Source organism: Novosphingobium sp. ST904, assembly GCF_001298105.1.
GTDB lineage: Bacteria > Pseudomonadota > Alphaproteobacteria > Sphingomonadales > Sphingomonadaceae > Novosphingobium.
Map to the genome: position 1 here is coordinate 135972 of NZ_LGJH01000162.1, position 23737 is coordinate 159708.

18 protein-coding genes, 1 tRNA gene and 4 pseudogenes are annotated in these 23737 nt (G+C 65.1%); 12 read left to right on the forward strand and 11 right to left on the reverse strand.

The window, feature by feature from the left end:
• Nucleotides 1-43 precede the first annotated feature (43 nt).
• From ADT71_RS24490 to ADT71_RS24500, 4 genes and pseudogenes are all read left to right on the forward strand, one after another.
• The gene (locus tag ADT71_RS24490; protein ID WP_369818334.1) at nt 44-1912 is read left to right on the forward strand and encodes a heparinase II/III family protein; all 1869 of its coding nucleotides are present in this window, start codon (nt 44-46) and stop codon (nt 1910-1912) included.
• Between the two features lie 111 nt (nt 1913-2023).
• Nucleotides 2024-3614, forward strand: a pseudogene (purH, locus tag ADT71_RS24495) (bifunctional phosphoribosylaminoimidazolecarboxamide formyltransferase/IMP cyclohydrolase).
• 257 nt (nt 3615-3871) lie between these two features.
• Nucleotides 3872-4021, forward strand: coding sequence for a hypothetical protein (locus ADT71_RS32400; protein ID WP_165913263.1), 150 nt, complete (start codon nt 3872-3874; stop codon nt 4019-4021).
• A 70-nt stretch (nt 4022-4091) separates the two neighbouring features.
• Nucleotides 4092-4553: a Fur family transcriptional regulator gene (locus tag ADT71_RS24500; protein ID WP_054441163.1), complete on the forward strand. Its 462-nt coding sequence runs from the start codon at nt 4092-4094 to the stop codon at nt 4551-4553.
• A gap of 5 nt (nt 4554-4558) precedes the next feature.
• Here ADT71_RS24500 and ADT71_RS24505 read toward each other — a convergent pair whose 3' ends face one another.
• Nucleotides 4559-4918 carry a VOC family protein gene (locus ADT71_RS24505; protein WP_197283114.1) on the reverse strand — a complete coding sequence of 120 codons (360 nt, stop codon included), beginning with the start codon at nt 4916-4918 and terminating at the stop codon, nt 4559-4561.
• 126 nt (nt 4919-5044) lie between these two features.
• Here ADT71_RS24505 and dxs point away from each other — a divergent pair.
• Nucleotides 5045-6965: pseudogene (dxs, locus tag ADT71_RS24510) on the forward strand (1-deoxy-D-xylulose-5-phosphate synthase).
• 45 nt (nt 6966-7010) lie between these two features.
• Entirely contained in the window at nt 7011-7787 is a 777-nt protein-coding gene (locus ADT71_RS24515; protein ID WP_054441130.1) for an alpha/beta hydrolase, read from the forward strand.
• A gap of 137 nt (nt 7788-7924) precedes the next feature.
• On the opposite strand, the pseudogene ADT71_RS24520 reads toward ADT71_RS24515, so the two are convergent.
• From ADT71_RS24520 to ADT71_RS24530, 3 genes and pseudogenes are all read right to left on the reverse strand, one after another.
• A pseudogene (locus tag ADT71_RS24520) lies at nt 7925-9224 on the reverse strand (amidohydrolase family protein).
• Nucleotides 9221-10605: pseudogene (locus tag ADT71_RS24525) on the reverse strand (amidohydrolase). Before ADT71_RS24525 ends, ADT71_RS24520 begins: the two co-directional pseudogenes overlap by 4 nt.
• Before the next feature lie 63 nt (nt 10606-10668).
• Entirely contained in the window at nt 10669-12324 is a 1656-nt protein-coding gene (locus tag ADT71_RS24530; RefSeq protein WP_054441132.1) for a peptide MFS transporter, read from the reverse strand.
• A 277-nt stretch (nt 12325-12601) separates the two neighbouring features.
• Here ADT71_RS24530 and ADT71_RS24535 point away from each other — a divergent pair, with 277 nt between their 5' ends.
• Together ADT71_RS24535 and ADT71_RS24540 are read left to right on the forward strand one after the other, a co-directional pair.
• Nucleotides 12602-12883, forward strand: a complete 282-nt coding sequence (locus ADT71_RS24535; protein WP_054441134.1) for an integration host factor subunit beta — start codon at nt 12602-12604, stop codon at nt 12881-12883.
• Nucleotides 12884-12978: 95 nt separating this feature from the next.
• Nucleotides 12979-13063, forward strand: a tRNA-Leu gene (locus ADT71_RS24540).
• A gap of 40 nt (nt 13064-13103) precedes the next feature.
• Here ADT71_RS24540 and ADT71_RS24545 read toward each other — a convergent pair.
• Both ADT71_RS24545 and ADT71_RS24550 read right to left on the reverse strand, forming a co-directional pair.
• Nucleotides 13104-14351, reverse strand: coding sequence for an ABC transporter permease (locus tag ADT71_RS24545; protein ID WP_054441136.1), 1248 nt, complete (start codon nt 14349-14351; stop codon nt 13104-13106).
• A complete protein-coding gene (locus ADT71_RS24550; RefSeq protein WP_054441138.1) occupies nt 14348-15337 on the reverse strand; it encodes an ABC transporter ATP-binding protein in 990 nt (329 codons plus the stop codon). The genes ADT71_RS24545 and ADT71_RS24550 overlap by 4 nt, the downstream gene beginning before the upstream one ends.
• Before the next feature lie 47 nt (nt 15338-15384).
• Between ADT71_RS24550 and queG the strand changes: the two genes are divergently transcribed.
• Entirely contained in the window at nt 15385-16602 is a 1218-nt protein-coding gene (gene queG, locus ADT71_RS30710) for a tRNA epoxyqueuosine(34) reductase QueG (RefSeq protein WP_156336808.1), read from the forward strand.
• Here the strand turns inward: queG and ADT71_RS24555 are convergent.
• The 4 genes from ADT71_RS24555 to thrS all read right to left on the reverse strand — a co-directional run bounded on the left by ADT71_RS24555 (nt 16483) and on the right by thrS (nt 21160).
• Nucleotides 16483-17709: an NAD(P)/FAD-dependent oxidoreductase gene (locus ADT71_RS24555; protein ID WP_054441140.1), complete on the reverse strand. Its 1227-nt coding sequence runs from the start codon at nt 17707-17709 to the stop codon at nt 16483-16485. The genes queG and ADT71_RS24555 overlap by 120 nt on opposite strands.
• A 326-nt stretch (nt 17710-18035) precedes the next feature.
• Nucleotides 18036-18710, reverse strand: a complete 675-nt coding sequence (locus ADT71_RS24560; protein ID WP_054441142.1) for a spermidine synthase — start codon at nt 18708-18710, stop codon at nt 18036-18038.
• Nucleotides 18707-19003 carry a GNAT family N-acetyltransferase gene (locus ADT71_RS24565; protein ID WP_231636165.1) on the reverse strand — a complete coding sequence of 99 codons (297 nt, stop codon included), beginning with the start codon at nt 19001-19003 and terminating at the stop codon, nt 18707-18709. Before ADT71_RS24565 ends, ADT71_RS24560 begins: the two co-directional genes overlap by 4 nt.
• Nucleotides 19004-19162: 159 nt before the next feature.
• A complete protein-coding gene (gene thrS, locus ADT71_RS24570; RefSeq protein WP_054441143.1) occupies nt 19163-21160 on the reverse strand; it encodes a threonine--tRNA ligase in 1998 nt (665 codons plus the stop codon).
• Nucleotides 21161-21546: 386 nt separating this feature from the next.
• Between thrS and ADT71_RS24575 the strand changes: the two genes are divergently transcribed.
• The 3 genes from ADT71_RS24575 to ADT71_RS31685 are packed head-to-tail and all read left to right on the forward strand — an operon-like array spanning nt 21547 to nt 22358.
• Complete coding sequence (locus ADT71_RS24575; protein ID WP_054441144.1) at nt 21547-21999, forward strand: hypothetical protein; 453 nt, start codon at nt 21547-21549, stop codon at nt 21997-21999.
• Nucleotides 21996-22187: a helix-turn-helix transcriptional regulator gene (locus ADT71_RS24580; protein ID WP_054441145.1), complete on the forward strand. Its 192-nt coding sequence runs from the start codon at nt 21996-21998 to the stop codon at nt 22185-22187. The genes ADT71_RS24575 and ADT71_RS24580 overlap by 4 nt, the downstream gene beginning before the upstream one ends.
• A 3-nt stretch (nt 22188-22190) precedes the next feature.
• Entirely contained in the window at nt 22191-22358 is a 168-nt protein-coding gene (locus ADT71_RS31685; protein WP_156336813.1) for a hypothetical protein, read from the forward strand.
• A 4-nt stretch (nt 22359-22362) separates the two neighbouring features.
• On the opposite strand, the gene ADT71_RS24585 is transcribed toward ADT71_RS31685, so the two are convergent.
• Nucleotides 22363-23694 (reverse strand): glycosyl transferase, encoded by a 1332-nt coding sequence (locus ADT71_RS24585; protein WP_054441146.1) that lies wholly within the window; start codon nt 23692-23694, stop codon nt 22363-22365.
• Nucleotides 23695-23737: the final 43 nt, after the last annotated feature.

Consider the following 23737-nt stretch of genomic DNA (forward strand, 5'->3'; position numbering starts at 1 on the left):
GGGCGGGAGCTAGGCCCGGATGGACCGGAGCGAGGAGGGTGTCTTGAACCAGAATGTGAGCGGATCAACCGCCCTGGACCGGCAGGAGCCGGACATCACCGGTATCTCCGCATTCGCAGCCGATGAATCCGATCTCCTGTCGCCCCGCACGGTCGGCGGCGAGGCGAAAGTCGAAGTTGCGCACATTGAAAGTGGCCGCGCTCTCGCGCTTGCCGACTTCTCGCCCCCCTCCGTCGGCCCCGGCGAACGCCTTATCCGTTTTGCCTACCGACTCGGCATTCCCGGCTCGATGCTCTCGGCGCCCATGGGCAAGAAGGCACGCACCCGCCTCCTCGCCACCGTCAACAATACGCTTCCCGGCCATGTCGCCGCGGGCACCGCACTGCGCGCCGGTCACTTCCTGATTCACGGCGCCAAGACACCGATCGCGCAAGTCGACTATGCCGGTGCCGCCCGCGTCACCCCGCCGCTCGAACGCGTGGTTCACAGCTTTTCCTGGCTCACCGACCTTGAAGCCTGCGCCCCCCGTGAGCAAGGCACGGCCGTAGCCGAGCGCATCCTTACCGCCTGGCTCCAGGCCAACCCCAAGCCCCCCGGCAAACCCGGCAAGGGCCCCGCCTGGGCCGTCGGCAATACCGGCGCCCGCCTGATGAACTGGCTGGCGCACGCGCCACTGATTCTTTCGGGCGAAAAGGCCCTGCGCAACCGCACGCTGGCGCATATCTCGGATACCGCGCGCTGGCTCGATCGCCACGTCCACAATGCAGAGGACGGCCTTGCCGAAGTGGCAGGCTGGTCCGCCATCGTCGCGGCGGGGCTGCTCCTGCCCGATGGACGGCCGCGCCGGCTCTATGGCGAAGCCGGGCTGGTCAAGTCGCTCGGCGAACTGATGGGCGACGACGGCGGCGTGCTTTCCCGCAGCCCGGTTGCGCAAATGGAAGCCATCGCGCTGCTCGTCCGCCTGCGCAACTGCTATCACGCAACCCGCCGGGACGCGCCCAAGGCGGTCGAGCGCGTCATCGAAATGCTGATCCCCCCGCTGCTGGCCCTGACTCATGGCGATGGATCGCTGGGCTCCTGGCAGGGCGGCTGGGCTGTCGACGGGGATGACGTGAACGCCCTCGTTCGCGCCACCGGCGTCCGGACCCGTCCGCTGCGCGACGTGAGGCAGTGGGGCTATCAACGCGTGCTCGCCCACAAGTCCATCCTCCAGTTTGACACCGCGCCGCCACCGTTGCCCGCACACGCCCGCCACGGCTGCGCCTCGACCCTGGCTTTCGAAATGTCTCACGGCGGGCACCGCCTGATCGTGAATTGCGGGGGTTCCGCCAGTGGCGGCGGACTGGTGCCGGTCCGGCTCGAACAAGGCCTCCGTGCGACTGCGGCGCATTCCACGCTCACTTTGGACGACGCCAATTCCACGGCCGTGCTCATCAACGGCGCGATCGGATCGGGTGTCAGCGAGGTCGATGTCGACCGCAAGACGCTCGTGCAAGAAAACGGCGGCAACGCCACCCGCCTCGAGGCCAGCCACAATGGCTACGAGGCTCGCTACGGCCTCACTCACCGCCGCATCCTGATCCTGCGTGACGACGGCACCGAACTGCGCGGCGAAGATCTGCTCCTGCCCGCCAATCGCAAGGGCAAGCGCGGCAAGGTCGGCTTCGCGATCCGCTTCCATCTGGGCTCACGAGTAGAAGTGGGGCTGACGGCGGACGGACAGGGAGCTGGCCTCGCCTTGCCTGACGGCAGCTACTGGCAATTCCGCAGCGCCGCCGGCGAAGTCACCGTCGAGGATTCGCTATGGGTCGACGGCCAGGGCCGCCCGCAGGCAACGCAGCAGCTCGTGATTCAGGGCATGGTTTCCCGCGGCGGCGGGAATTTCGGGTGGCTTCTCAAGAAAATGGGGTGATTTTGTCCATGGCACGCCACGGGTTGTGCCTTAGCCACCTTGCAGGCTCGGCTCTGCCGACCTAGAGGGCGCGCAAATCCTTTGCCCGCCCCATTCGCGAGAGGCCCTTCAATGACCGATATCGTCCCGATCCGCCGCGCACTGCTTTCGGTTTCCGACAAGGCCGGCCTCGCCGACCTCGGCAAGGCGCTTGCCGCGCGCGGCGTGGAGCTGGTTTCGACCGGCGGCACCGCCAAGGCGCTGCGCGATGCCGGGCTCGAGGTGAAGGACATTTCGGATCTCACCAATTTCCCCGAAATGATGGACGGCCGCGTCAAGACGCTGCACCCCAAGGTCCACGGCGGCCTGCTGGCCGTGCGCGACAACCCGGAACACGCCAAGGCCATGGCCATCACGAGATCGGCGCGATCGACCTCGTGATCGTCAATCTCTACCCCTTCGAAGCGACCGTGGCCAAGGGTGCCGACCGTGACGAAGTGATCGAGAACATCGACATCGGCGGCCCATCGATGGTCCGCTCCGCTGCGAAGAACCATGCTTTCGTCGCCATCGTCACCGATCCCAAGGACTATGCCGGCCTGCTCTCCGAGTTGGAGACCACCGATGGCGGCACCACGCTGGCCTTCCGCAAACTGCTGGCGGCGCGCGCCTTCGCGCAGACCGCGCTTACGATTCGATGATCTCTCAGTGGTTCGCCTTCGCCGACCAGGGCCTTGAGTTCCCCGAGATGATCAGCGTCAACGGCCGTCTTTCGACCGAACTGCGCTACGGCGAGAATCCGCACCAGAAGGCCGCGCTCTACACCCCGGTCGGTCCTTTCACCAAGGGTCTGGCCCAGAGCGAGCAGGTGCAGGGCAAGGAACTGTCCTACAACAACTACAACGATGCCGACGCCGCCTTCGAGCTGGCTGCCGAGTTCAAGGGCCAGCAGCCCGCCGTGGTCATCGTCAAGCATGCCAACCCCTGCGGCGTCGCTCAGGGCGAAACCCTGCTCGATGCCTGGCAGGGTGCGCTGGCCTGCGACGACGTTTCGGCCTTCGGTGGCATCGTTGCGGTGAACACCACGCTCGACGGCGCCACGGCGGAAGCGATCTGCCAAATCTTCACCGAAGTCGTCGTCGCACCTGACGCCGACGAGGAAGCCCGCGCCTTCTTCGCCAAGAAGAAGAACCTGCGCCTGCTGCTCACCGGCGAACTGCCCGATCCGCGCCGCGCCGGCCTGCTCGTGCGTCAGATGACCGGCGGCCTGCTGGTGCAGAACCGCGACAACGGAGCCATTGGCCTCGACGATCTCAAGGTCGTGACCAAGCGCGCGCCGACCGAGCAGGAACTGAAGGACTGCCTGTTCGCCTGGACCGTGGCCCGTCACGTCAAGTCCAACGCGATCGTCTATGCCAAGGACGGCATCACCGCCGGCATCGGTGCAGGCCAGATGAACCGCCGCGATTCCTCGCGCATCGCCGCGATGAAGGCCGCGGAAGCCGCCGAGAAGTTCGGCTGGGCCCAGGCACGCACGGCGGGTTCGGCTGTGGCGTCGGACGCCTTCTTCCCCTTCGCGGACGGATTGCTGGCCGCTGCCGAGGCGGGCGCCACCGCCGTGATCCAGCCGGGCGGCTCGATCCGCGATGACGAAGTCATTGCCGCGGCTGACGAAGCGGGTCTGGCGATGGTCTTCACCGGCATGCGCCACTTCAAGCACTGAGGGACCGAAACGGCAGGAAGGCGAGGAGGTTACCCTCGCCTTCCTTGCCTGCCTGTAGGAAACTGCGCGGCGCAGCGCGCTCAGGTACCACACCCGGACATTGACCGAATTGTGACGGTTCCCGCCCTTCGTCGCGGCAGGATCACAACTCATCGCAGAATGGGTCGCGGTTCGTCGCCATTCACTGGACGTCAAGGCGATTCGCGCCAAGTGAGCGCCACGCAATCGTACCACAACCATATGAGCTGATTTTCGTCATGGGACTCTTCAAGGCCGACTTTTACCGCTTCTTCGCTCTCGGCTTTGCCGGTGGTGCGCTGCTGGTGCTCGGCGTGATGGGGATTGGCGGACATTCGCTGACCAGCGGGATCGTGCCTCCGGCCGAAGCCGCAGCGCCCGCACGCTGATCGCACGGGCCGGGCGCCCTACCGGCACCTTTCAATTGCACGCGGCAAGGCCAGTGCCCATATGGGGCGCATGGCTAATGCGCATCATCATCACGAACACTCGGGCGACAACCTGATCGAGGCTGCCCGCGCGGCTCTCATCGAATCGGGCGAGCAGTGGACCGAGATGCGTGCGGACGTCTTCGGCGCACTGGCGGAACGTGAACGCCCCGCCTCCGCCTACGATCTGGCGGAGAGCGTATCCGCCCTGCGCGGCAAGCGTGTGGCGCCGAACAGCGTTTACCGCATTCTCGATCTTTTCGTGCGCACCAACCTTGCCCGCCGCGTGGAAAGTGCCAACGCCTATCTGGCCAACAGCCACCCCGGCTGCCAGCATGACTGCATCTTCCTGATCTGCGATGTCTGCGGTCAGGCCGTTCACATCGACGATGACAAGCTGACCGGCGCGCTTATCGCGGCGGCGAAGCAGGCCGGCTTTGCGGGCGTGCGCCCGGTTGTCGAACTGCGCGGCACCTGCGCGGCCTGCAGCTGAAAGCCTTACCGAAATTCGGTTAAGCTGAGGATATTCCCGTCAGGATCGGAGAACCACGCCACCAGTGCTGTTCCGTCCGGCGCTGTCCAGATGCCGTCGGCGTCCTGCCCGAAGCCTTCATAGACGTTGAATTCCACACCCCTTCCCCGCAAGGAGCCGACCGCCGTGCGAATGTCGGACACCGTCCATCCCAGCACCGTATGCTGCGTCGGTACATGGCCGGCATGACTGGTCAGCCGCATCGCCCCGCCGCCAGCCAAGGCGAAAGCAAGCGCGAATTCGTCTTCCGCGATAACGCGCAGTTCCAGCACGTTTTCATAGAAGACTCGGGCGCTTGCCCGGTCGCGGGTCATCACGAAGGCCACTGGCGATGCTTCGGAAAGTCGCAACATATGGACTGCTCCCACGTTTTTCCTGTCATTTCGGGTGCTACCGGCATATTGCCGGTCGCTTAATTCGACACCAGAACACGTAAAGTGTACAAGCAGACCATGACAGCCAACCCGGCAACGCCGCTCCTCGATACCGTCGATACGCCTGACGATCTTCGCAAGCTCAAGCCTGCGGACCTGAGACAGCTGGCCGACGAACTTCGCACCGAGATGATCTCAGCCGTCGGACAGACCGGCGGACACCTCGGCTCCGGCCTTGGCGTGGTAGAGCTGACCGTGGCGATCCACTACGTGTTCGACACGCCGACCGACCGGCTGATCTGGGACGTGGGCCACCAGGCCTACCCGCACAAGATCCTGACCGGCCGCCGCGACCGCATTCGTACACTGCGCCAGGGCGGCGGGCTTTCCGGTTTCACCAAGCGTTCGGAAAGCGAATACGACCCGTTCGGCACGGCTCACAGTTCCACCTCGATCTCAGCCGCGCTCGGTTTTGCGGTCGCCAACAAGATTAAGGGGACGCCCGGCCGGGGCATCGCCGTTATCGGTGACGGCGCGATGAGCGCGGGCATGGCCTATGAGGCGATGAACAACGCCGCAGAAGCTGGAAACCGACTGATCGTTGTCCTCAACGACAACGACATGTCGATCGCGCCGCCGGTCGGCGGGCTTTCCGCCTATCTTGCGCGCCTCGTCTCTTCGGGCCGATTCCTCGGCCTGCGCGATCTCGCCCGCAAGTTCGCACGCCGCCTGCCCGCCCCCTCCACGCCGCCGCCCGCAAGACGGACGAGTTCGCGCGCGGCATGGCCATGGGCGGCACCCTGTTCGAAGAACTGGGCTTCTATTACGTCGGCCCGATCGACGGCCACGACCTCGACGCATTGGTCCCCGTGCTGGAAAACGTGCGGGATGCCGCCGAAGGCCCGATCCTCGTCCATGTCGTGACCCAGAAGGGCAAGGGCTACGCCCCCGCCGAGGAAGCGGCTGACAAGTACCACGGCGTGCAGAAGTTCAACGTCGTCACGGCGAACAGGCCAAGGCTCCTGCCGGCCCGCCGAGCTATACGGGCGTCTTCGCCAAGGCACTGGTCGCCGAGGCGGAAAAGGACAACCGCATCTGCGCGATTACCGCTGCCATGCCCTCGGGCACGGGGCTCGACAAGTTCGAGCAGAAATTCCCGAATCGCAGCTTCGACGTCGGCATTGCCGAACAACATGCGGTCACTTTCGCGGCGGGCCTCGCGGCTCAGGGCATGCGCCCGTTCTGCGCGATCTACTCGACCTTCCTCCAGCGCGCCTTCGATCAGGTCGTCCATGACGTCGCGATCCAGAACCTGCCCGTGCGCTTCGCGATCGACCGCGCCGGCCTCGTCGGCGCCGACGGTGCAACTCATGCCGGCTCGTTCGACGTGACCTACCTTGCCACACTGCCGAACATGGTGGTCATGGCCGCTGCCGACGAAGCGGAACTGGTCCACATGGTCCACACCGCCGCACAGTACGACGCCGGCCCAATCGCCTTCCGCTATCCACGCGGCAACGGCGTGGGCGTGGACTTGCCGGAAACGCCGCAGCTTCTCGAAATCGGCAAGGGCCGTATCGTCCGCGAAGGCACCAAGGTAGCCCTGCTCTCGCTTGGCACCCGCCTCGGCGAAGCGCTCAAGGCTGCAGACGTGCTGGAAACCAAGGGACTGTCGACCACCGTTGCCGACTTGCGTTTCGCCAAGCCGCTCGACACCGATCTGATCCGCAAGCTCATGGTGAGCCATGAGGTCGTCATCACCGTCGAGGAGGGCGCCATCGGTGGCCTTGGCGCACATGTTCTCACCATGGCGAGCGACGAAGGCCTGACCGACGCCGGGCTCAAGATCCGCACCATGCGCCTGCCGGATATCTTCCAGGATCAGGACAAGCCCGAGACCCAGTACGACGAAGCTGGCCTCAATGCACCGCAGATCGTCGATACCGTACTCAAGGCCCTGCGCCACAACAGCGCCGGCGTGAACGAAGCACGGGCCTGACGCGGCGGTCGCCCGAAGGTCATTCACGCCCGCTGGAACAGGCCGGTGAAGGTTCCCCTGCTGGTCGGTGCGGTTGCCGTGTCCGGCCTCTATCTCGCGGTCGTTCTCGCGCTTTACCTGGGGCAGCACGCGATCATCTATCCCGCACCGCGCGGACCGGCATCAATTCCCTCGGGTTTCGAGAAAGTCACGCTCCACACGGCTGACGGCCTCGCCCTCACCGCCGCCTGGCGCCCTGCAAAGTCGGGCCGCCACACCGTGCTGTTCTTCCATGGCAACGGCGACAGTCTCCCCGGCGCTGCCGCCGTCACCGAAGGCCTTGTGAAAGCCGGCTACGGTGTGCTTCTTGCCGACTATCGCGGCTATGCGGACAATCCGGGCAAACCGACCGAAGAGGGGCTCGCGCTGGACGCGGAAGCGGCGCTGGACTTTGCAAACCGCAGAGGCATTGCCGCCAACCGGATCGTGCTGATGGGCGCTTCACTGGGAACGGGCGTCGCGGCGGAACTGGCCACGAAGCACTCTCCTGCGGCGCTGGTGCTGATATCGCCCTTCACCAGCCTGCCGGATGTCGCGGCCGCAGCAGTTCCCTGGGCTCCGGTGCGCCGACTGATGCTGGACCGCTTCGACAGTCGCACGGCGATTGCCCGGGTCAAGGCCCCGATCCTTGTCCTCCACGCCGCCGACGACCGGGTGATCCCTCTGGCTCAAGGCGAAGCGCTCGCACAGGCCGCGCCCCACGCCAGATTCATCCGCTTCGAGCAGGGCGGCCACCAAATCCAGTTCGCCCGGCCCACGCAAACGCCATCGTCGGATGGCTGAAGGGCCAGGATATCTAGGTCGTAAACCTAGGACCAAGGGCCGTGCCCCCTGTCCTGCAAGGCGCTCGCGACGAAGCGGCCTGTGCAGAGACGATATTCCGAAGGTCTGGGGCTCTCCCCCAGACCTTCGGATTTACTTCACCAATCGTAGGCCTTCGGCAGGTACGTCCGATCCAGGCTCTTGTACCGCTGCTTCAGACGGCTCTGATGATTATCGAGCGGCTGCTTTACGCCATCGATATAGACTTCGACCGGTGCCGAGGAGAGTTCCAGCGGGTCGCCGTCCCAGATGACGACATCCCCGGCCGCGCCCGGTGCCAGAACGCCTTCCTTGCCGCCCATACCGCTGATTTCGGCAGGAATGGAGGTAATGGCGGCCAGCGCCTCACCCCAGGTCAATCCCACCGCGCCCGGCAGCTTGTTCAGAGCCACGAGGTTTCCGGCCTGCTGCGGCGCATAGCGTGGCTGATTGCTGCCCGCGAACATGCCGATGGCAACCTTGACGCCCGCCTTTTTCATCCGGCCGACGTTCGACTGGGTCGCCGCGAGACTTTCGAAGCTGGCCGGAAGATCCCGCAGCGGCATGGTGATCACCGGCACCTTTGCGGCCGCGATGGCACCGGCCACGAGCCAGCCTTCCGTGGCCCCCACGAGCACGAGGTTCAGCTTGGGAAACTCGGTCTTGAGCGCCAGCACGCTGCGGATGTCTGCCGCACGTTCGACCCCGACATAGAGCGGCTGGCGGCCGTCCAGTACCGGTGCAAGCGCTACCGCATCGGCACGGGTGAGCAGCGCATCGCTGCTACGCCCGGCATTGGGTGCGGCAACCACTTCGCGCGCCTCACGCAAGGCGTTGCGCAGCGCGACATGCGCTGCCACGCGGCTACCACCGGCCAGCCGGGCTCCGGCTTCCCCCAGCTCCACGAACTGGAAAGCCCGGGATGCGTTGACCGTATCGGGACCGGTTCCGAGGCCGATCAGCGCGCCCTGTCCCGCAAAGATCGAGCCCCCGTTGAAGGGGGGCCACGCTGGCGCGCGTAACGCCGCCTTCGCGGCTGATCGCGATATGCTCGCTGGAAGGGTTTATCGCCGGCGCAACATCGAGCGCGGCATTGAAGGGGGACTTGTCCGCTTCCGTGTCATTGCTGTTCGACACCGCTTCGACATCCCAGAGACCGAGGTCGGTCACGGCGGAGAACAAGCCCGGCGTCACCCACTTTCCGGTTCCGTCCACGCTCCGGATACCCGCCGGCACGGCGGCTCCGGCTCCCGCGGCAACGACCTTGCCGCCCCGCACGATCACGGTGCCATGCTCGATCGGCGCGCTGCCGTCACCGGTGGCGACCGTGGCATTGGTGATCGCGAAATCCTGTGCGGAGGCCGCAGCGGGCAGCGCTACCGCCGCAAGGGCGGCGATGATGATGGCACGGCGGCTCATTTCACGTCTCCTTCGCCGGGCTGTCCCAATTCGAAATCGCTTACCGGACGACGCTTTGCGTCCAGGGCATCGAACATCAGGGCCCCGTCGATCCAGACCTTCTCGGGTCGCGAGTAGACCGAGAGCGGGTTGCCGTTCCACAACACCACGTCGGCCATCTTGCCCGCTTCGAGGCTGCCGGTCTTCTCGCCGATGCCCATGGTCTTGGCGGCATTGTAGGTGAACCAGCCGATGACCTTGGCATCGGGAATGTCGATGCCGATGCGGCGACCGTCGGCCTGGGCCTTGGCGGCTTCTTGGTTGAGGCGCTGGATGCCGTTCTCGTCGTCCGAGTGAATCACCACGCAAGTCCCCGCATTGGCGAGCAGCGCGGCGTTTTCGGGAATGCCGTCGTAGGCTTCCATCTTGAAGCCGTACCAATCGGCCCAGACGGCGACGCAAATGCCATTCTCGCGAAGGAGATCGGCGATCTTGTAGGCTTCCACCGCGTGGTGGACGCCGTGACCTTGTAGCCCATTTCCTTGGACATATCGATCACCTGCGCCATCTCGTCCGCGCGGTAGCAGTGATTCTGGACGAGGATTTCGCCCTTGAGCACGCCTTCCAGCGTGTCCTTGCCGAGATCGCGTTCGGAATGATCGCCGTCCATGTACTGGCGTGCGTCGATCCACGCCTGACGGTCGACCGAGAAGTTGCCCATGCGGGTCGAGGGCTTCTGCCCCTTCTCGCCATAGACGCGCTTGGGGTTTTCGCCGCAGGCCATTTTCAGCGAATAGGGCGCACCGGGGAACTTCATGCCCTGCACGGTAATGCTCGGCACGTTCTTCAGGGTAACCGCACGGCCGCCGATGAGATTGCCGGAGCCTGGCAATATCTGGAGGCTGGTAACGCCGCCGTTGGCCAGGGCGCGGGTGAAGCCGGGGTCCTGCGGCCAGACCGAGTGCTCCGCCCAGACGTCGGGCGTCGTCGGGCTGGTCATCTCGTTACCGTCCGCCAGCGCGTCGACGCCGGGCGAGGGATAGACGCCGAGATGCGAATGGATGTCGATCACGCCGGGAGTCACGAACTTGCCGGTGCCATCGATGCGGGTGTAGCCGTCCGGGATCGCCATGTCGGCGCCTCCCACGGCCTGCAACTTGCCATCCCGGAACAGCACGACACCATCGTCGATCCGCCCGCCGCGCCCGTCATAGACGGTTGCCCCGACGAGCGCCGTAGCCGTTCCCGGATAGGACCTGTAAGTTGACGGATAAGGATCCGCGACGACCTCGGCCGCTTTCTTTTCCTGCTTCTTGGCATCCACGCTCTGAGCGCTCAGGGCCAGCCCCGCGCTCAGGACAAGCGTGGAAGACCAGCGCCGCAATCCCGGCGATACCCTCATGTCAGTTTCCCCTGTTCAAATGCGATCCGCGAAGAACTCTGGGTTCTCCGGGCCGGTTTTATGTCAGTGAGGTTTGGTTTCCGGGTGGTACCCGGCTTCCTGCGCCTCGAGCCCCAGTTCGCTCTGGCCGGCGAGATCGCGGTCGATATTGCGATCCTCCAGCGTATCGAGGTGCATCCAGCGCTTCACCAGCGGCGAAAGCGCCAGCACGACGACGGCGACGCCGATCGTCGACCAGCCGATCGTGGAATAGATGCCCAGCGTGACTTCCTTGTTCATCACGCCGCTTTCGCCGCCGGTGGCTTCACCGATCTTGCCCGCCACGAAGTTGCCCACGGCGGTCATGTAGAACCATGCCCCCATGATGAAACTGCCGAGGTGCAGCGGCGAAAGGCGGGTCATGGCCGAAAGACCCACGGGCGAAAGACAGAGTTCGCCGGTAGTGTGCAGCGCGTAGATCAGGAATACGAACAGCACCGAGGTCATCGCCGCCGGATCGCCGCTGCCTGCGCCCCATACGAAGACGAGGAAGCCAAGACCGACCTGGATCAGCGCAAGGCCGAACTTGGCGGGTGCCGAGGGCTCAATGCCCTTCTTGCCCAGGTACTGCCACAGCGCCGCGAAGATCGGGCCGAACAGCACGATGTAGATCGGGTTGATCGACTGGAAGAGGCTGGTCGGCACCCCGCCGCGGTCCACGAACTTGTCCGTATAAAGGCTCAGCGAACCGCCGGCCTGCTCGAACAGGCCCCAGAAGATCGGGTTCAGCGCGATCAGGAACAGGATCGCGAACATACGCTCACGCGGCTCCTTCGGCAGCTTGAACGCTTCGTAAAGCGTATAGCCGAGCATCGCGATACCCGAGACGACCAGCAGCGACTGGATCACGCTGACATACTGGATCAGAAACCAGATCACCGCAACCGAGCCGATACCGATGCCGTAGAGTGTGAGTTCACCCTTCTTCGCCAGCGGCTTGGGCGGCTCGCCTCGTCCCTTCAGCGCCGGACGGCCCGCCACGAAGATCAGAAGGCCCAGCAGCATGCCGATGCCTGCCAGACCGAAGCCCCACGACCAGCCGATCGTCTCGCCGAGGTAGCCGACCAGGATCGTACCCAGCGCAGCGCCGGTGTTCACGCCCATGTAGAAGATCGTGTAAGCCGAATCTCGACGAGAATCGGTCATCTTGTAGAGCTGCCCGACGATCACTGAGATGTTCGCCTTGAGGAAGCCCGAACCGACGATGATCAGCGCCAGCGCCAGCCAGAACACGTTGATCGCCGGGTCCGCCTGCTTGATCGCCGGATCGGCCACGCCGTGCATGCCCTCATAGGCCATGAACAGGTGACCGACAGCCAACACGATACCGCCGAACAGCACGGCCTTGCGCTGGCCAAGATAACGGTCTGCCAGATAGCCGCCGAGCACCGGGGTGATGTAGACGAGGCTGGTATAGGCGCCGTAGATCAGGTTCGCGCTGCCATCGTTGAACAGCCAGAACTTGGTCAGGTAGAGGATCAGCAGCGCGCGCATGCCGTAGTAGGAGAACCGCTCCCACATCTCGGCGTAGAACAGCACGAAGAGGCCGCGCGGGTGGCCAACGAATTCCTCGCTCTTGCGGGTGGCGATGACGCCGCCGATGGCGAGTACGGCGAAGAGCAGAATGGCGCCGATCGCGGCAATCCAGTCTCCCTCGTTCCAGGTTGCTATATCCTTCATGCGCCCTTCTTTTGTCCTGTCGCCCGGAAAGCTAGCCGGAGAGCTTGAAAGCGGGGAAGTTAGCGGCCAAATCGGCGGTGTAAATGGGCCCCTGCCCGGTGGATTGCCGCTTACCGGCGTCCGGCTGAGCAGGATTTCACTACCTCTGGTGAGCCATTGCGCGAAATGAACCGCAATGGCATTTTCTATGGCTGGCGGACCCGTGTCGCGCGAAATATTATGATTCGCCAATGACCTCGGGATTTTTCCGAACGGCATATTTTTAGGGAAGCACGCGATGATCAGATCCGAATTGCTGCTCGCTTTGGCCAAGGAGAATCCCGAGTTGCGCGCCGAGGATGTCGAACGCGCCGTGGATACGTTTTTCGACGAGATCGCCCAGCGGCTCGCCGATGGGGGCCGCATCGAACTGCGCGGCTTCGGCGCCTTCTCCACGCGGAATCGGCAGGGCCGCACCGGCCGCAACCCCCGCACGGGCGAAAGCGTGGACGTTCCGGAAAAGCGGGTTCCCTATTTCAAACCCGGCAAGGAAATGCGCGCACGCCTCAACGTGGAGTGACGTGATCGCCGGAACGGGGCAGGAACCGGCATAAATCCGGTTCCCCGGTTGCCCCACCGCGCGCGATCTGCCAGATCGCGTCCAATTCTACGCGTGCGGACGTGGCGGAATGGTAGACGCAGGGGACTTAAAATCCCTTTGGGTATCCCAGTGCGGGTTCGAGTCCCGCCGTCCGTACCATTTTCATCACACGCACTCTTTGTACTACAGGCAGGTTCGGTCAGCCGCCCGACTTTCGCAGGAACAGGCGGCGCTTGCCGATTTTCGGCGCGCTTCTGGCAGGGCCGGACTTCATGACCCGCGATCGAAACAGGCGCGCGCCTCCGCGTACCAGAAGAACCACCCAGGCCGCCTGCCATCCGATCGCCAGGACATGTGGCAGGATCGCGGGATCCCTTGCTCCGCGGGCAAGCATTGCAAAGGGCGAACTAAACGGGAAGAGCACTGCCGCGATCTCGATCGCGCTGCCCGGCTGCGTCATGGCGAAGCTCGCGAAGAAGAACACCATGAGCTGCGCCATCGTCACCGGCATCGAGAGCGTCTGCACCTCGCGCACTGTCGTCGCCATCGAACCGATCGACAGGAACACCGACCCCAGCAGCATGTAGGCCATGGCGAAGTAGATAACGCCAAGGCAAACGAGTAACGGCCAGCCGACCGCCGGTTCAGGCATCCGGTCCAGCGAAACACCACCCGCAGCGTAGAGCAAGCCACCCGCCGCCGCCCAGGTTGCGATCCCCACCAGCGAAACCGCGAGCATGGCGAAGAGCTTGCCGAGGAACACCGCATCCATCGGGATCGCGGCCGCCAGAACCTCGATGATCTTGTTGCCCTTTTCCTCGACAAGGTTGGACAGGACCATGCCCGCCAGCATCATCGTCAGGAGGAACAGCAGCGTCTGCGCGCCTTGCGCGGTGGCGAAACGTCCCTGCCGCTCTGTCGCGCTGCTGCTGGCGACAGGCTTGAGCGCGACGACCGGATAAGCAAGCCTACGCCCCGAACGCGCCTGTTCCGACAGCATCGAGACCGGACCGCGCCAGGCCTCGATCAGTCCCGCCGGACCGGTCAGAACCGGCTTGTCCAGCGAACCCGACACGATGGCGGCGACATTCTCCCGCCGGGAGACGAGCGCCTGCGCGGCATCGTAAGTCTCGCCTTGCGCCAGACTGCGGACAAGCTTGATCCTGGGAAGCGCGTCATCGAGCGAAGGCCCCAGTTCCCTGCGCGCGCGCTCCACGGCCCTGGCATCGTCCGCCTGCATCGCCACGCCAAGGACCGGGCGTTCCTGGCTCTGGTCCACCCTCGAACCAAGGCTCCCGGCCAATACCGCAATGATGACCGGGAACAGAGGCCCCAGCAGAAAGAAGAAGAAACTGCGGCTGAAAAGGATTGCCGTGAAGTCTCGCCGGGCAACGACCCAGGCTGCGGCAAGGACCGAAAGACGGCCCATGCGAAAATCCTTGCTCATCGCTGCGCCCCCTCCTGCTCCAAACCCGCATCGAGAGCCTTGGCGGCAGCCTCCCCGGCGATGGCTACGAAAGCGTCATGCAATCCGGCACGTTCGATCGAGAGCGAAAGGATGCCGGCGTTGCCTTCGACCAGGGCACGCAGGAGCGGTTCGGCGCCGCCTTCCGGCAGCGAGAAACTCCAGAGACGGCCTTCGCGCCGCGCATCCTCCGGCAGGGCCGTGCGCCATGGGCCGTCCTGTTCCCGCGTTTCAAGGCGGACCTGCTGGGGAATCCGGTCGCGGGCGACGTCAACCGGGCCTGCAAACGGCACTTTTCCGCCAGCGATGATAGCCACTTCGTCGCAAAGACGCTCGGCATGGGCGATGACGTGAGTGGAGAAGATCACTGTCGTCCCGCCTTCCGCGAGTTGGCGGATCATCCGCTCCAGCTTGCCCTGGTTGAGCGCGTCGAGACCGGAGAATGGTTCGTCGAAGATGACGAGGCGGGGCTGGTGCACGAGTGTTCCGAGGATTTGCACCTGCTGCGCCATCCCCTTGGAAAGCTGACGAATTTGCCGGTCCGCTGCATAGCCGAGGCCATGTTGTTCAAGCAGTTCGTGCGCGCGCCTGCGCCCTTCCCCGAGCGGCAGGCCTCGCAGGGCGCCGAGAAAGGCAATCGCTTCGGTGGCCTTCATCGCCGGGTAGAGCCCGCGCTCCTCGGGCAGGTAGCCAATCGCATGGGCCATGTCATGGGGACGCTCGGAGCCCAGAATTCTGCGCATTCCGGCATCCGGATCGATGATTCCCAGCAGCATTCGCAGGGTCGTGGTCTTGCCCGCCCCATTGGGACCTAGAATGCCGTAAACGGCACCTACAGGCACCTGAAGGTCGACACCGTCGACCGCGGCGAAACCATCGAAGCGCTTTACGAGCCCTTTCGCCTCGATCGCGAGGGAGTGCCCTTCCAAGTTGCTGGCCAAGGACCAATCTCCTACTGCGACATTCATGCGAAGCCCCTTCCTGACCGTGTCTATGAACCGGAGAGTCCGCAAGCTTGGTTAACGATGCTCTGAATGTCCTGACCCGCGATCTCGAGGCGCAAGCCCGGGAGCTGGGGTTCTGCGCTTTCGGCATCGCGCCGGCGGAAGAGGATGCGGATCGGGCTGCGCGGCTCGATTCGTGGCTGGCCGAAGGCATGCATGGTTCGATGGAGTGGATGGCGGATCGCGCGCATCATCGCCGCTCGCCGCAAGGACTCTGGCCCGAGGCCCGGCGCGTGATCGCGCTGGGCATGAGCTATGCCCCCGCCGCCGATCCGCTGCTGCTTGCCGAAACGCCGGAGGTGGGCCGTATCTCGGTCTATGCCCAGGGCGCCGATTATCACGACTGGGTGAAGAAGGCGCTCAAGAACCTTGCCCGGTGGCTGGTCTTCGAGGCCGACAAGCGCGGGCTGGGGCCGGCCGGCGTGAAAGTCTTCACCGATACCGCCCCGGTCATGGAAAAGCCGCTGGCCGCCGCCGCCGGGCTGGGCTGGCAGGGCAAGCACACCAACATGGTCAGCCGCGATCACGGATCCTGGCTGTTCCTCGGCGAAATCTACACGACGCTGGACCTGCCGCTTTCCGCACCCGGCCCCGATCGCTGCGGATCGTGCAGCGCCTGTCAGGATGCCTGCCCGACCGCTGCGTTCCCTTCACCCTATCGCCTCGATGCCCGCCGCTGTGTCAGCTACCTCACCATCGAGCACAAGGGGCCGATCCCGGAGGAGTTCCGCGAGGCGCTGGGCAACCGCATCTACGGCTGCGACGATTGTCTGGCCGTCTGTCCGTGGAACAAGTTCGCCGAGACGGCCAGCCGTCTCAAGGCGTTCCTGCCCCGCGCCGAGCTCACCGCACCGGCGCTGGCGGACCTGCTGACGCTGGACGATGCGGGCTTCCGCAAGCTGTTCTCGGGCTCTCCGATCAAGCGCATCGGCCGCGACCGCTTCGTGCGCAACTGCCTCTACGCGGCGGGGAACAGCGGCAACCCGGCCCTGATGGCGCAAGTGGCGCCTCTGCTGGGCGACCCCGATCCGGCCGTGTCCGAAGCCGCGCACTGGGCGGCACGGCGATTGGGAACTCCCCACCGGCCGGCGGCGGGGAGGTTCCCGAAATCAGAGCAGTTCCTTGAGCGGCTTTTCCTTGTCGGCCAGCGCCGCGAGATCGGGCTTCGCACCGGCTTCCACCAATTTGCGCCCCTGGACGTAGTCCTTGACCATGTTCACGCAGTCTAGCGCGAGAACCTTGCCTTCCTTGAGGTAGACTACCGAGAAGCTGCGATCCTCGGGATTGCCGCGAATCACCGTCTGGTCGAAGCCGAGGTTGATGCCGGCCGTCTGCAGGCGCAGGTCGTACTGGTTGGACCAGAACCACGGGAAGGCCTTGTACGGCTTCTCGTCGCCGCAGATCGCCTTGGCCACGCAGGTCGCCATGTCATTGGCATTCTGCACCGATTCCACCCGCATCACCGCGCCGCCCGCAAAGTCGCAGGCGAAAGCGGCACAATCGCCGATGGCATAGATATCGGGCAGCGACGTGCGGCAGTATTCGTCCACATCGACGCCATTGGCGCCCGCTGCGCCCGCCAGGATCAGCGGACCGACCGCCGGAACGATGCCGATGCCCACGATCACCGCCTCGGCGGGAAGCACCGCGCCATCGGCAAGCTGCACGCCGGTGACCTTGTGGCCATCCCCCACGAGGCATTCGACGGCGACACCGGTGCGCAGGTCCACGCCGTGGTCGCGGTGTTCCTTCTGGTAGAATTCCGAGAGCGGCTCTCCGGCAACGCGGGCGAGGACGCGCGGCAGCGCTTCCAGCAGCGTGACCGAAAGGCCCATCTTCGAGAGCACGGCCGCCGCTTCAAGCCCGATATAGCCCCCGCCGATCACGACCACGTTCTTCGTGCCCGCATCGACTTCGGCCATCAGCGTATCGCAGTCCTCGCGGGTGCGCACCGCATGGACGCCGGCGAGGTCCGCGCCCGAGCACGAAAGCCGGCGCGGATCGCCGCCCGTGGCCCAGACCAGCTTGCCATATCCGTAAGTCTCGCCGTTCGACAGCGTGAGTTCCCGCGCCGCGGCATCGACCTTGGTCACTTCGGTGCCGAGCTTGAAGGTGATTTCCTTTTCGGCCCAGAAGGTCGGCGGGCGGATGTACAGCCGGTCGAACGTCTTCTCGCGCGCGAAGTACTCCTTGGAGAGCGGCGGACGCTCGTAAGGATGCTCCGGCTCGCGGCCGATGACGGTGATGGTCCCCTCGAAACCGTTCTGGCGAAGGGCGATAGCGCATTGCGCACCGCCGTGCCCGGCTCCCACGATAACAACGTCTGCCTTGCTCATGGGCGGTGGGGTTCGGGCAATTTTGCCGTGCGGTCAATGCCCCTTGGCGAAATTGAATTTCCCGTCCCGGCATCTCGCGTTTGCGGATGATACGCCGCGAACGTATCGGACGGCGGCAGGTCTTCCGCCGATCCGCGCCGTCCGATCCCTGCCCCGAAGCGCTCTCGAATGCCTCGCGCGGGAATTGGGCGCCGCGCCGGCAATTCGAACCGGCAAGATATCGTCCGGGGAGTTATCGACGGGCAGCGTCTCGGGGGAAGCGCCCTCCCCGCCCCGGCATCGGGCCGGATATGTGGGCGGGCGGAGCATTCTCCCGCCCGCTGGTTTCATTCCGGCGTGGCAAACCAGATCACGTGCTTCGGCCCCTTGCCGTTGCTGCGCGCGGGCACCTTCAGTTCTTCCACCTTGAAGCCGGCGCGTTCCAGCCGGCGCGTGAAGGCGGGATCCGGCCCGGCGGACCAGATCGCCAGCACGCCGTCGGGCGTCAGCGCATTGCGCGCCGCCCGCAGCCCGGTCTTCGAATAGATCTGGTTGTTGTCCTCGCGCACCAGCCCATCGGGGCCGTTGTCGACATCGAGCAGGATCGCATCGTAGTCCGCCCGTGCCGCGTCGATGACATGGGCGACATCGCCCATCACCAGGTTGACGCGGGGATTGTCCAGACAGCCCTGCGCCAGTTCGGCCATCGGCCCACGCGCCCATTCGATGATCTCGGGCACCAGTTCGACCACGGTCAGCTTCGAATCCTCGGGCAGGGTGCGGAGCGCCGCGCGCAAGGTGAAGCCCATGCCGTAGCCGCCGATCAGCATGTGCGGGCGCTTGGTGATGCCCTTGATGCGATCCCAGGACATGGTGGCGAGCGCTTCCTCGCTGCCCCACTTGCGCGAGGACATAAGCTCGTTGTGCCCAAGCACGATCATGAAGTCCTGATCGTGCTTGTAGAGTTCGAGCTTCTCCCCGTCAGGAATCCACGCGGTGTCGATGAGTTCGCGCTTGATCATGCTGATGTCTTTCCGGGATGGCGCAAGTGAAGGATGGGATAGGGACGGCCGTCCGCGTCGCGCTCGGATCGGCCGGTGCGCTGGAAACCGCGCGATTCGTAGAAGGGCAAGGCATTATCGGCCTGTTCGTTGGCATCGACGCGGGCCTGCGGCTCCAGCATCAGGGCATGGGCGACCAGCGCGGAGCCGAAGCCCTGCCCGTGGACCGCCGGATCGACGAAGAGGGCTTCGATCGATCCGCCTGCGAAGACCATGAAGCCTTGCGCCGTGCCGCCTGCATCCTCGCGATCCACAAGGGGACCGCCGGGAGCATCTGTTCGACCTGCACGGCGATCTCGGCCTTGTGCTGTGCCGACAGGAAGCCGTGCGTGGCCTCCACCGCCGCGCGCCAGATGGCGAAGGCGCGCGGGGCGTCGTCGGAAGTGCCCGGCCGGATCATCGGCGCCACATCGTCAGCGCAAGTCGGGCGCGGTGGCCTCGGCCTTGAGCATGGCGATGGCATCGTCGAGGGTCATGACCTTCTGGTGCTCGGCCCCCAGCGTGCGGATGGCGACGGTGCCTTCCTCGGCCTCGCGCTTGCCGACCACGACCAGATGCGGGACCTTCTTCAGAGAGTGGTCGCGCACCTTGTAGTTGATCTTCTCATTGCGCACGTCGGTCTCCACGCGCACGCCTGCGGCCCTGAGCTTCTGCGAAACTTCCTGCGCATAGCTGTCCGCGTCGGAGACGATCGTGGTCACCACGGCCTGAACCGGGGCGAGCCAGACCGGCAGCTTGCCGGCGAAGTGCTCGATCAGGATGCCGATGAAGCGCTCGTACGAACCGAAGATCGCGCGGTGCAGCATGACCGGGCGGTGCTTCTCGCCGTCCTCGCCGATGTAGTGCGCGTCAAGGCGTTCGGGCAGCATGCGGTCGGACTGGATCGTGCCGACCTGCCAGGTGCGGCCGATCGCGTCGGTCAGGTGCCATTCCAGCTTGGGCGCATAAAACGCGCCTTCGCCGGGCAGTTCTTCCCAGCCGTATTCCTCGGTGGCCAGACCCGCGCGCACGACGGCGTCGCGCAGTTCGGCCTCGGCCTTGTCCCACTGCTCCTCGGTGCCGATGCGGTTGTCCGGACGCAGGGCCAGCTTGATCGAGTAAGTGAAGCCGAAGTCCTTGTAGACGCGGTCCGCCATCTCGCAGAAGGCCTGCACTTCGCCGACGATCTGGTCTTCGCGGCAGAAGATGTGGCCATCGTCCTGCGTGAACTGGCGCACGCGCATCAACCCGTGCAGCGCGCCGTGCGGCTCGTTACGGTGGCAGCAGCCGTTCTCGACGATGCGCAGCGGCAGGTCGCGGTAGGACTTGATGCCCTGCTTGAAGATCAGGACGTGCGCCGGGCAGTTCATGGGCTTCAGGGCCATCCACTGCGCGTCGTCCGAGATGATCGGGCCGTCATCCTCGGTATTGGGCACTTCGTCGGGGATGACGAACATGTTCTCGCGGTACTTGCCCCAGTGGCCCGAGGCTTCCCACTGCCGCGCGTCCATGACCTGCGGCGTCTTCACTTCCTTGCAATCAGCCTGGCTGATCGCGCGGCGCATGTAATCCTCAAGCGCGCGATAGATCACGTAGCCCTTGGGGTGCCAGAACACCGAACCGTGCGCTTCGGCCTGGAGGTGGAACAGGTCCATCTCGTTGCCCAGCTTGCGGTGGTCGCGCTTGGCGGCTTCTTCAAGGCGCGTAAGGTGCGCGGCAAGCTGCTTCTTGTTCAGCCAGCCGGTGCCGTAGATGCGCGAAAGCATCGCGTTCTTCTGGTCGCCGCGCCAATAGGCGCCCGAAACGCGCGTCAGCTTGAAGGCCGCCGGATCCAGCTTGCCGGTCGAGGGCAGGTGCGGGCCGCGGCACATGTCCAGCCAGTCCTCGCCGGACCAGTAGACGGTCAGCGGCTCGTCGCCCGGAAGTTCGGCGGCCCATTCGGCCTTGAAATTCTCACCCTGCTGCTTCCAGCGGCTGATCAGCGTTTCGCGGTCCCAGACCTCGCGGCGCAGCGGCTTGTTGGCGGCGATGATCTTGCGCATCTCGGCCTCGATGGCCGGAAGGTCGTCATCGGTGAACGGCCCGCGCTCCGGGTTCGGGGCGAAGTCGTAGTAGAAACCATCGTCCGTCGAAGGGCCGAAGGTGATCTGCGTGCCGGGGAACAGCGCCTGCACCGCTTCGGCCAGGACGTGCGCGAAGTCGTGACGGGCGAGGTCCAGCGCCTCCTCCTCGTCGCGGCTGGTTACCAGCGCAAGCTGGGCATCGCCGGTGAAGGGCAGGCTCAGGTCCACCAGCTCGCCGTCGATCTTCGCGGCAAGCGCGGCCTTGGCGAGGCCGGGACCGATGGCGGCGGCGACATCGGCCGGGGTGGAGCCCTGCGGCATCTCGCGGACCGAACCGTCGGGCAGGCTGATCTTGAACATCTCGGACATCGAACTCGTCTTTCCCGTTTCCGGCGCGCTGAATTTCCCTGGCCCAATGGCACAGAGGCGCGCGCGGGTGAAGCTCTGGCGCCGCTATTTTGGCGAATTCGGGAGAGTGACGCCGCTCGCCCGAACCCCGGGCGACGGTGGCAGCGCGATCAGGCCGCGACCAACCGCCCCCGGGAGCGCCGGGTGGTAGTAGTGGTCGTGCCAGTGATCGAGGCGGTGCGCAGTTGCGTCACGCGCCCATGTAGCGACACCGCCCGGAAAAGTCACCCCGTGTTCGGATCCGACCTCGATGTAAAGCACGCTTGACTCCGACGCTCGAAATGACAATGATACTTTACACGTTGTAATGCTTCCTTGACCATTCTTGCCAAGAGGAGAATCCGGACATGGGTTCGTCACAACAGGCCCACCGCCGCTACATGTTGCGCTTCCTTCCCATCACCGCGGCCTATGTGGGCGGGATCGCGCTGGCGAGTGCGCTGATTCCCGATCACGCCCCGGCCGATGCGCGGACCATCGCGATTTCCATCCTTCCCGGACTGGCCGTGATTGGCTGGCTCTGGGCGATGGGCCGCCTGCTGGTGGAACTGGAGGACGAATATCTGCGCATGCTCGAAGTGCGCAAATTCCTGGTCGCCACGGGAATGACGCTGGCGGCGACCAGCATGTGGGGCATTCTCGAACTCTATTCACCCGAAGTGCCCCGCCTGCCGGTGTTCTTCGTGATGCCGATCTGGTGCGCGGGACTGGCGGTCGGCGCCCTGTTCAACCGCCTCACTTTCGGCGGGATCGGCGGCGACACCGACAAGACCGCGACCTCGGGAACGGGCCGTTCGTGAACAATCGCCTGAAAGTGCTGCGTGCCGAGCGCGGATGGAGCCAGCAGGACCTTGCCGAACGGCTGGAAGTCAGCCGGCAGAGCGTCAACGCCATCGAAACCGGCAAGTACGACCCCTCGCTGCCTCTGGCATTTCGCATTGCCGAGGTTTTTGCTATGACGATCGAGGAAATTTTCCTGAAGGGGTGAAGGATGTCGGGGCGGTTTGGCAGGATCGGGGCCGGTGTGGCATTGGCGCTCGCGCTCGCCGTCGGCCTCACGCTGCTTCACGACAGCGCTTCGGGCCACCGCAAGGCGGAAAGCGCGGAAGCCTCGACAGGCACGGTGATCGTGCGGGTGATCGCGCCCGCCCTGCTCTGATCGCTTAGTGGATCGTCGGCTTCCGCCGCGACCATGCGATCCGCTCCACCGCCGCCGCCACCAGCCAGCCCACGGTCATGCAGACGAACGGCATGACCGGGTAATGGAAGCGTGACTGGCCCGAGAACACCAGGCAGATCAGCGTCGGATAGAGCGCGACACCGTAAGGCAGCAACCACCAGCCCGCCCAGCGCATCCGCTCATGCAGGCGCCGCACCGTCATGACCACGAAGGCCAGCACGAACCCCAGCATGAGCAGGGCGTAGTAGCCCTGATTGAAGTAGCGCACCGCGCGGTAGGCGATCTCGAACCGGGAATAGCCGGGCGCGCCGCCCTGATAGGCCCATTCCGCCTCGCCATCGGGAAGCCAGAGACGCATCAGCTTCCGGGGCGCCAGCGCCAGAAACTTTCCGGGATTCTCCCTGATCCACGCCGCGCCGAGTCTTCCCGCCTCGGCATCGCGGGATACTTCATCAAGATCGCCGCGCGCCATCAGCCGCTTCACCACCGGCGCATCGGGCGAATAGTCGCCGGTGGCGGTATCGTGGTTCCCGGTGAGCAGGGTATAGCCGCCATTGGTCGACACCGCGACCCAGTGGCCCAGTTCCGCGCGATTGCGGAGCGACCACGGCAACACCACCAGCCCCGCCACGGCGACGACGATCGCCCCCTCTGCCAGAAGGCCGGGAAGCCGCTGCCAGACATGGCGGGCACGCAGCCAGTCGATCGCGAACAGCAGCGGAACCACCACCAGCGTCTGCGCCTTCACCAGAGTGGCAAAGCCGAAGACCAGCCCGGCTCCGACCAACTGCCAGCGAGTGGTCCGCACGATCACCGTCCAGCAACCGACAAGCAGCAGCATCGTGTAGAACACCTCGGTCAGGGCCAGGGGCACATAGCCGATCGCATTGGGATAGACCGCGAGAAGCAGCAGCCCGCCGCGCGCCGCCGCTTCGTTGGCGAACAGGTGGCGGCCGAGCGCCAGCGTCACCGCCCCGATCATCATCGCCGAAGCGAGATTGAACAGACCCAGCGTAACCTGCGAGATGCCGAACTGGTGGAACGCCACGGAAAGCGCGAGCGGCCAGCCCGAAGGCCAGAACGCCGTGGGAATGCCGTTTTCCGCATATCCCTGCCCGGTGGCGAGGCTGGCCGCGCGGCCAAAGTACCAGGCGGCATCGGAAGTGGGCGCCACGTCGATCAGCAGCACCGCCACCCGCAGCGCGAAATAGAGCGCCCAGATCGCCAGCAGCACCGAACGTTCGGTGGCGAACCATTCGAGACGCATCGCAAGACGGCTGGGACGCGTGGGGAAGTCGAGAATCTGCGCGGACATTCGGGGGGCGACTTCCTGTTTCAGGCGCTTTGACACTGCCTTA

What these genes read in the sequence shown, in the direction of transcription:
- ADT71_RS24530 (WP_054441132.1), bottom strand. Translation starts at nt 12,324, where the DNA reads ATGAAGGATATAGCAACCTGGAACGAGGGAGACTGGATTGCCGCGATC.
- thrS (WP_054441143.1), bottom strand. Translation starts at nt 21,160, where the DNA reads ATGTCCGAGATGTTCAAGATCAGCCTGCCCGACGGTTCGGTCCGCGAG.
- ADT71_RS24555 (WP_054441140.1), bottom strand. Translation starts at nt 17,709, where the DNA reads ATGAGCAAGGCAGACGTTGTTATCGTGGGAGCCGGGCACGGCGGTGCG.
- ADT71_RS24585 (WP_054441146.1), bottom strand. Translation starts at nt 23,694, where the DNA reads ATGTCCGCGCAGATTCTCGACTTCCCCACGCGTCCCAGCCGTCTTGCG.
- ADT71_RS24560 (WP_054441142.1), bottom strand. Translation starts at nt 18,710, where the DNA reads ATGATCAAGCGCGAACTCATCGACACCGCGTGGATTCCTGACGGGGAG.
- ADT71_RS24535 (WP_054441134.1), top strand. Translation starts at nt 12,602, where the DNA reads ATGATCAGATCCGAATTGCTGCTCGCTTTGGCCAAGGAGAATCCCGAG.
- ADT71_RS24575 (WP_054441144.1), top strand. Translation starts at nt 21,547, where the DNA reads ATGGGTTCGTCACAACAGGCCCACCGCCGCTACATGTTGCGCTTCCTT.
- ADT71_RS24500 (WP_054441163.1), top strand. Translation starts at nt 4,092, where the DNA reads ATGGCTAATGCGCATCATCATCACGAACACTCGGGCGACAACCTGATC.
- ADT71_RS24545 (WP_054441136.1), bottom strand. Translation starts at nt 14,351, where the DNA reads ATGAGCAAGGATTTTCGCATGGGCCGTCTTTCGGTCCTTGCCGCAGCC.
- ADT71_RS24550 (WP_054441138.1), bottom strand. Translation starts at nt 15,337, where the DNA reads ATGAATGTCGCAGTAGGAGATTGGTCCTTGGCCAGCAACTTGGAAGGG.
- ADT71_RS32400 (WP_165913263.1), top strand. Translation starts at nt 3,872, where the DNA reads ATGGGACTCTTCAAGGCCGACTTTTACCGCTTCTTCGCTCTCGGCTTT.
- ADT71_RS31685 (WP_156336813.1), top strand. Translation starts at nt 22,191, where the DNA reads ATGTCGGGGCGGTTTGGCAGGATCGGGGCCGGTGTGGCATTGGCGCTC.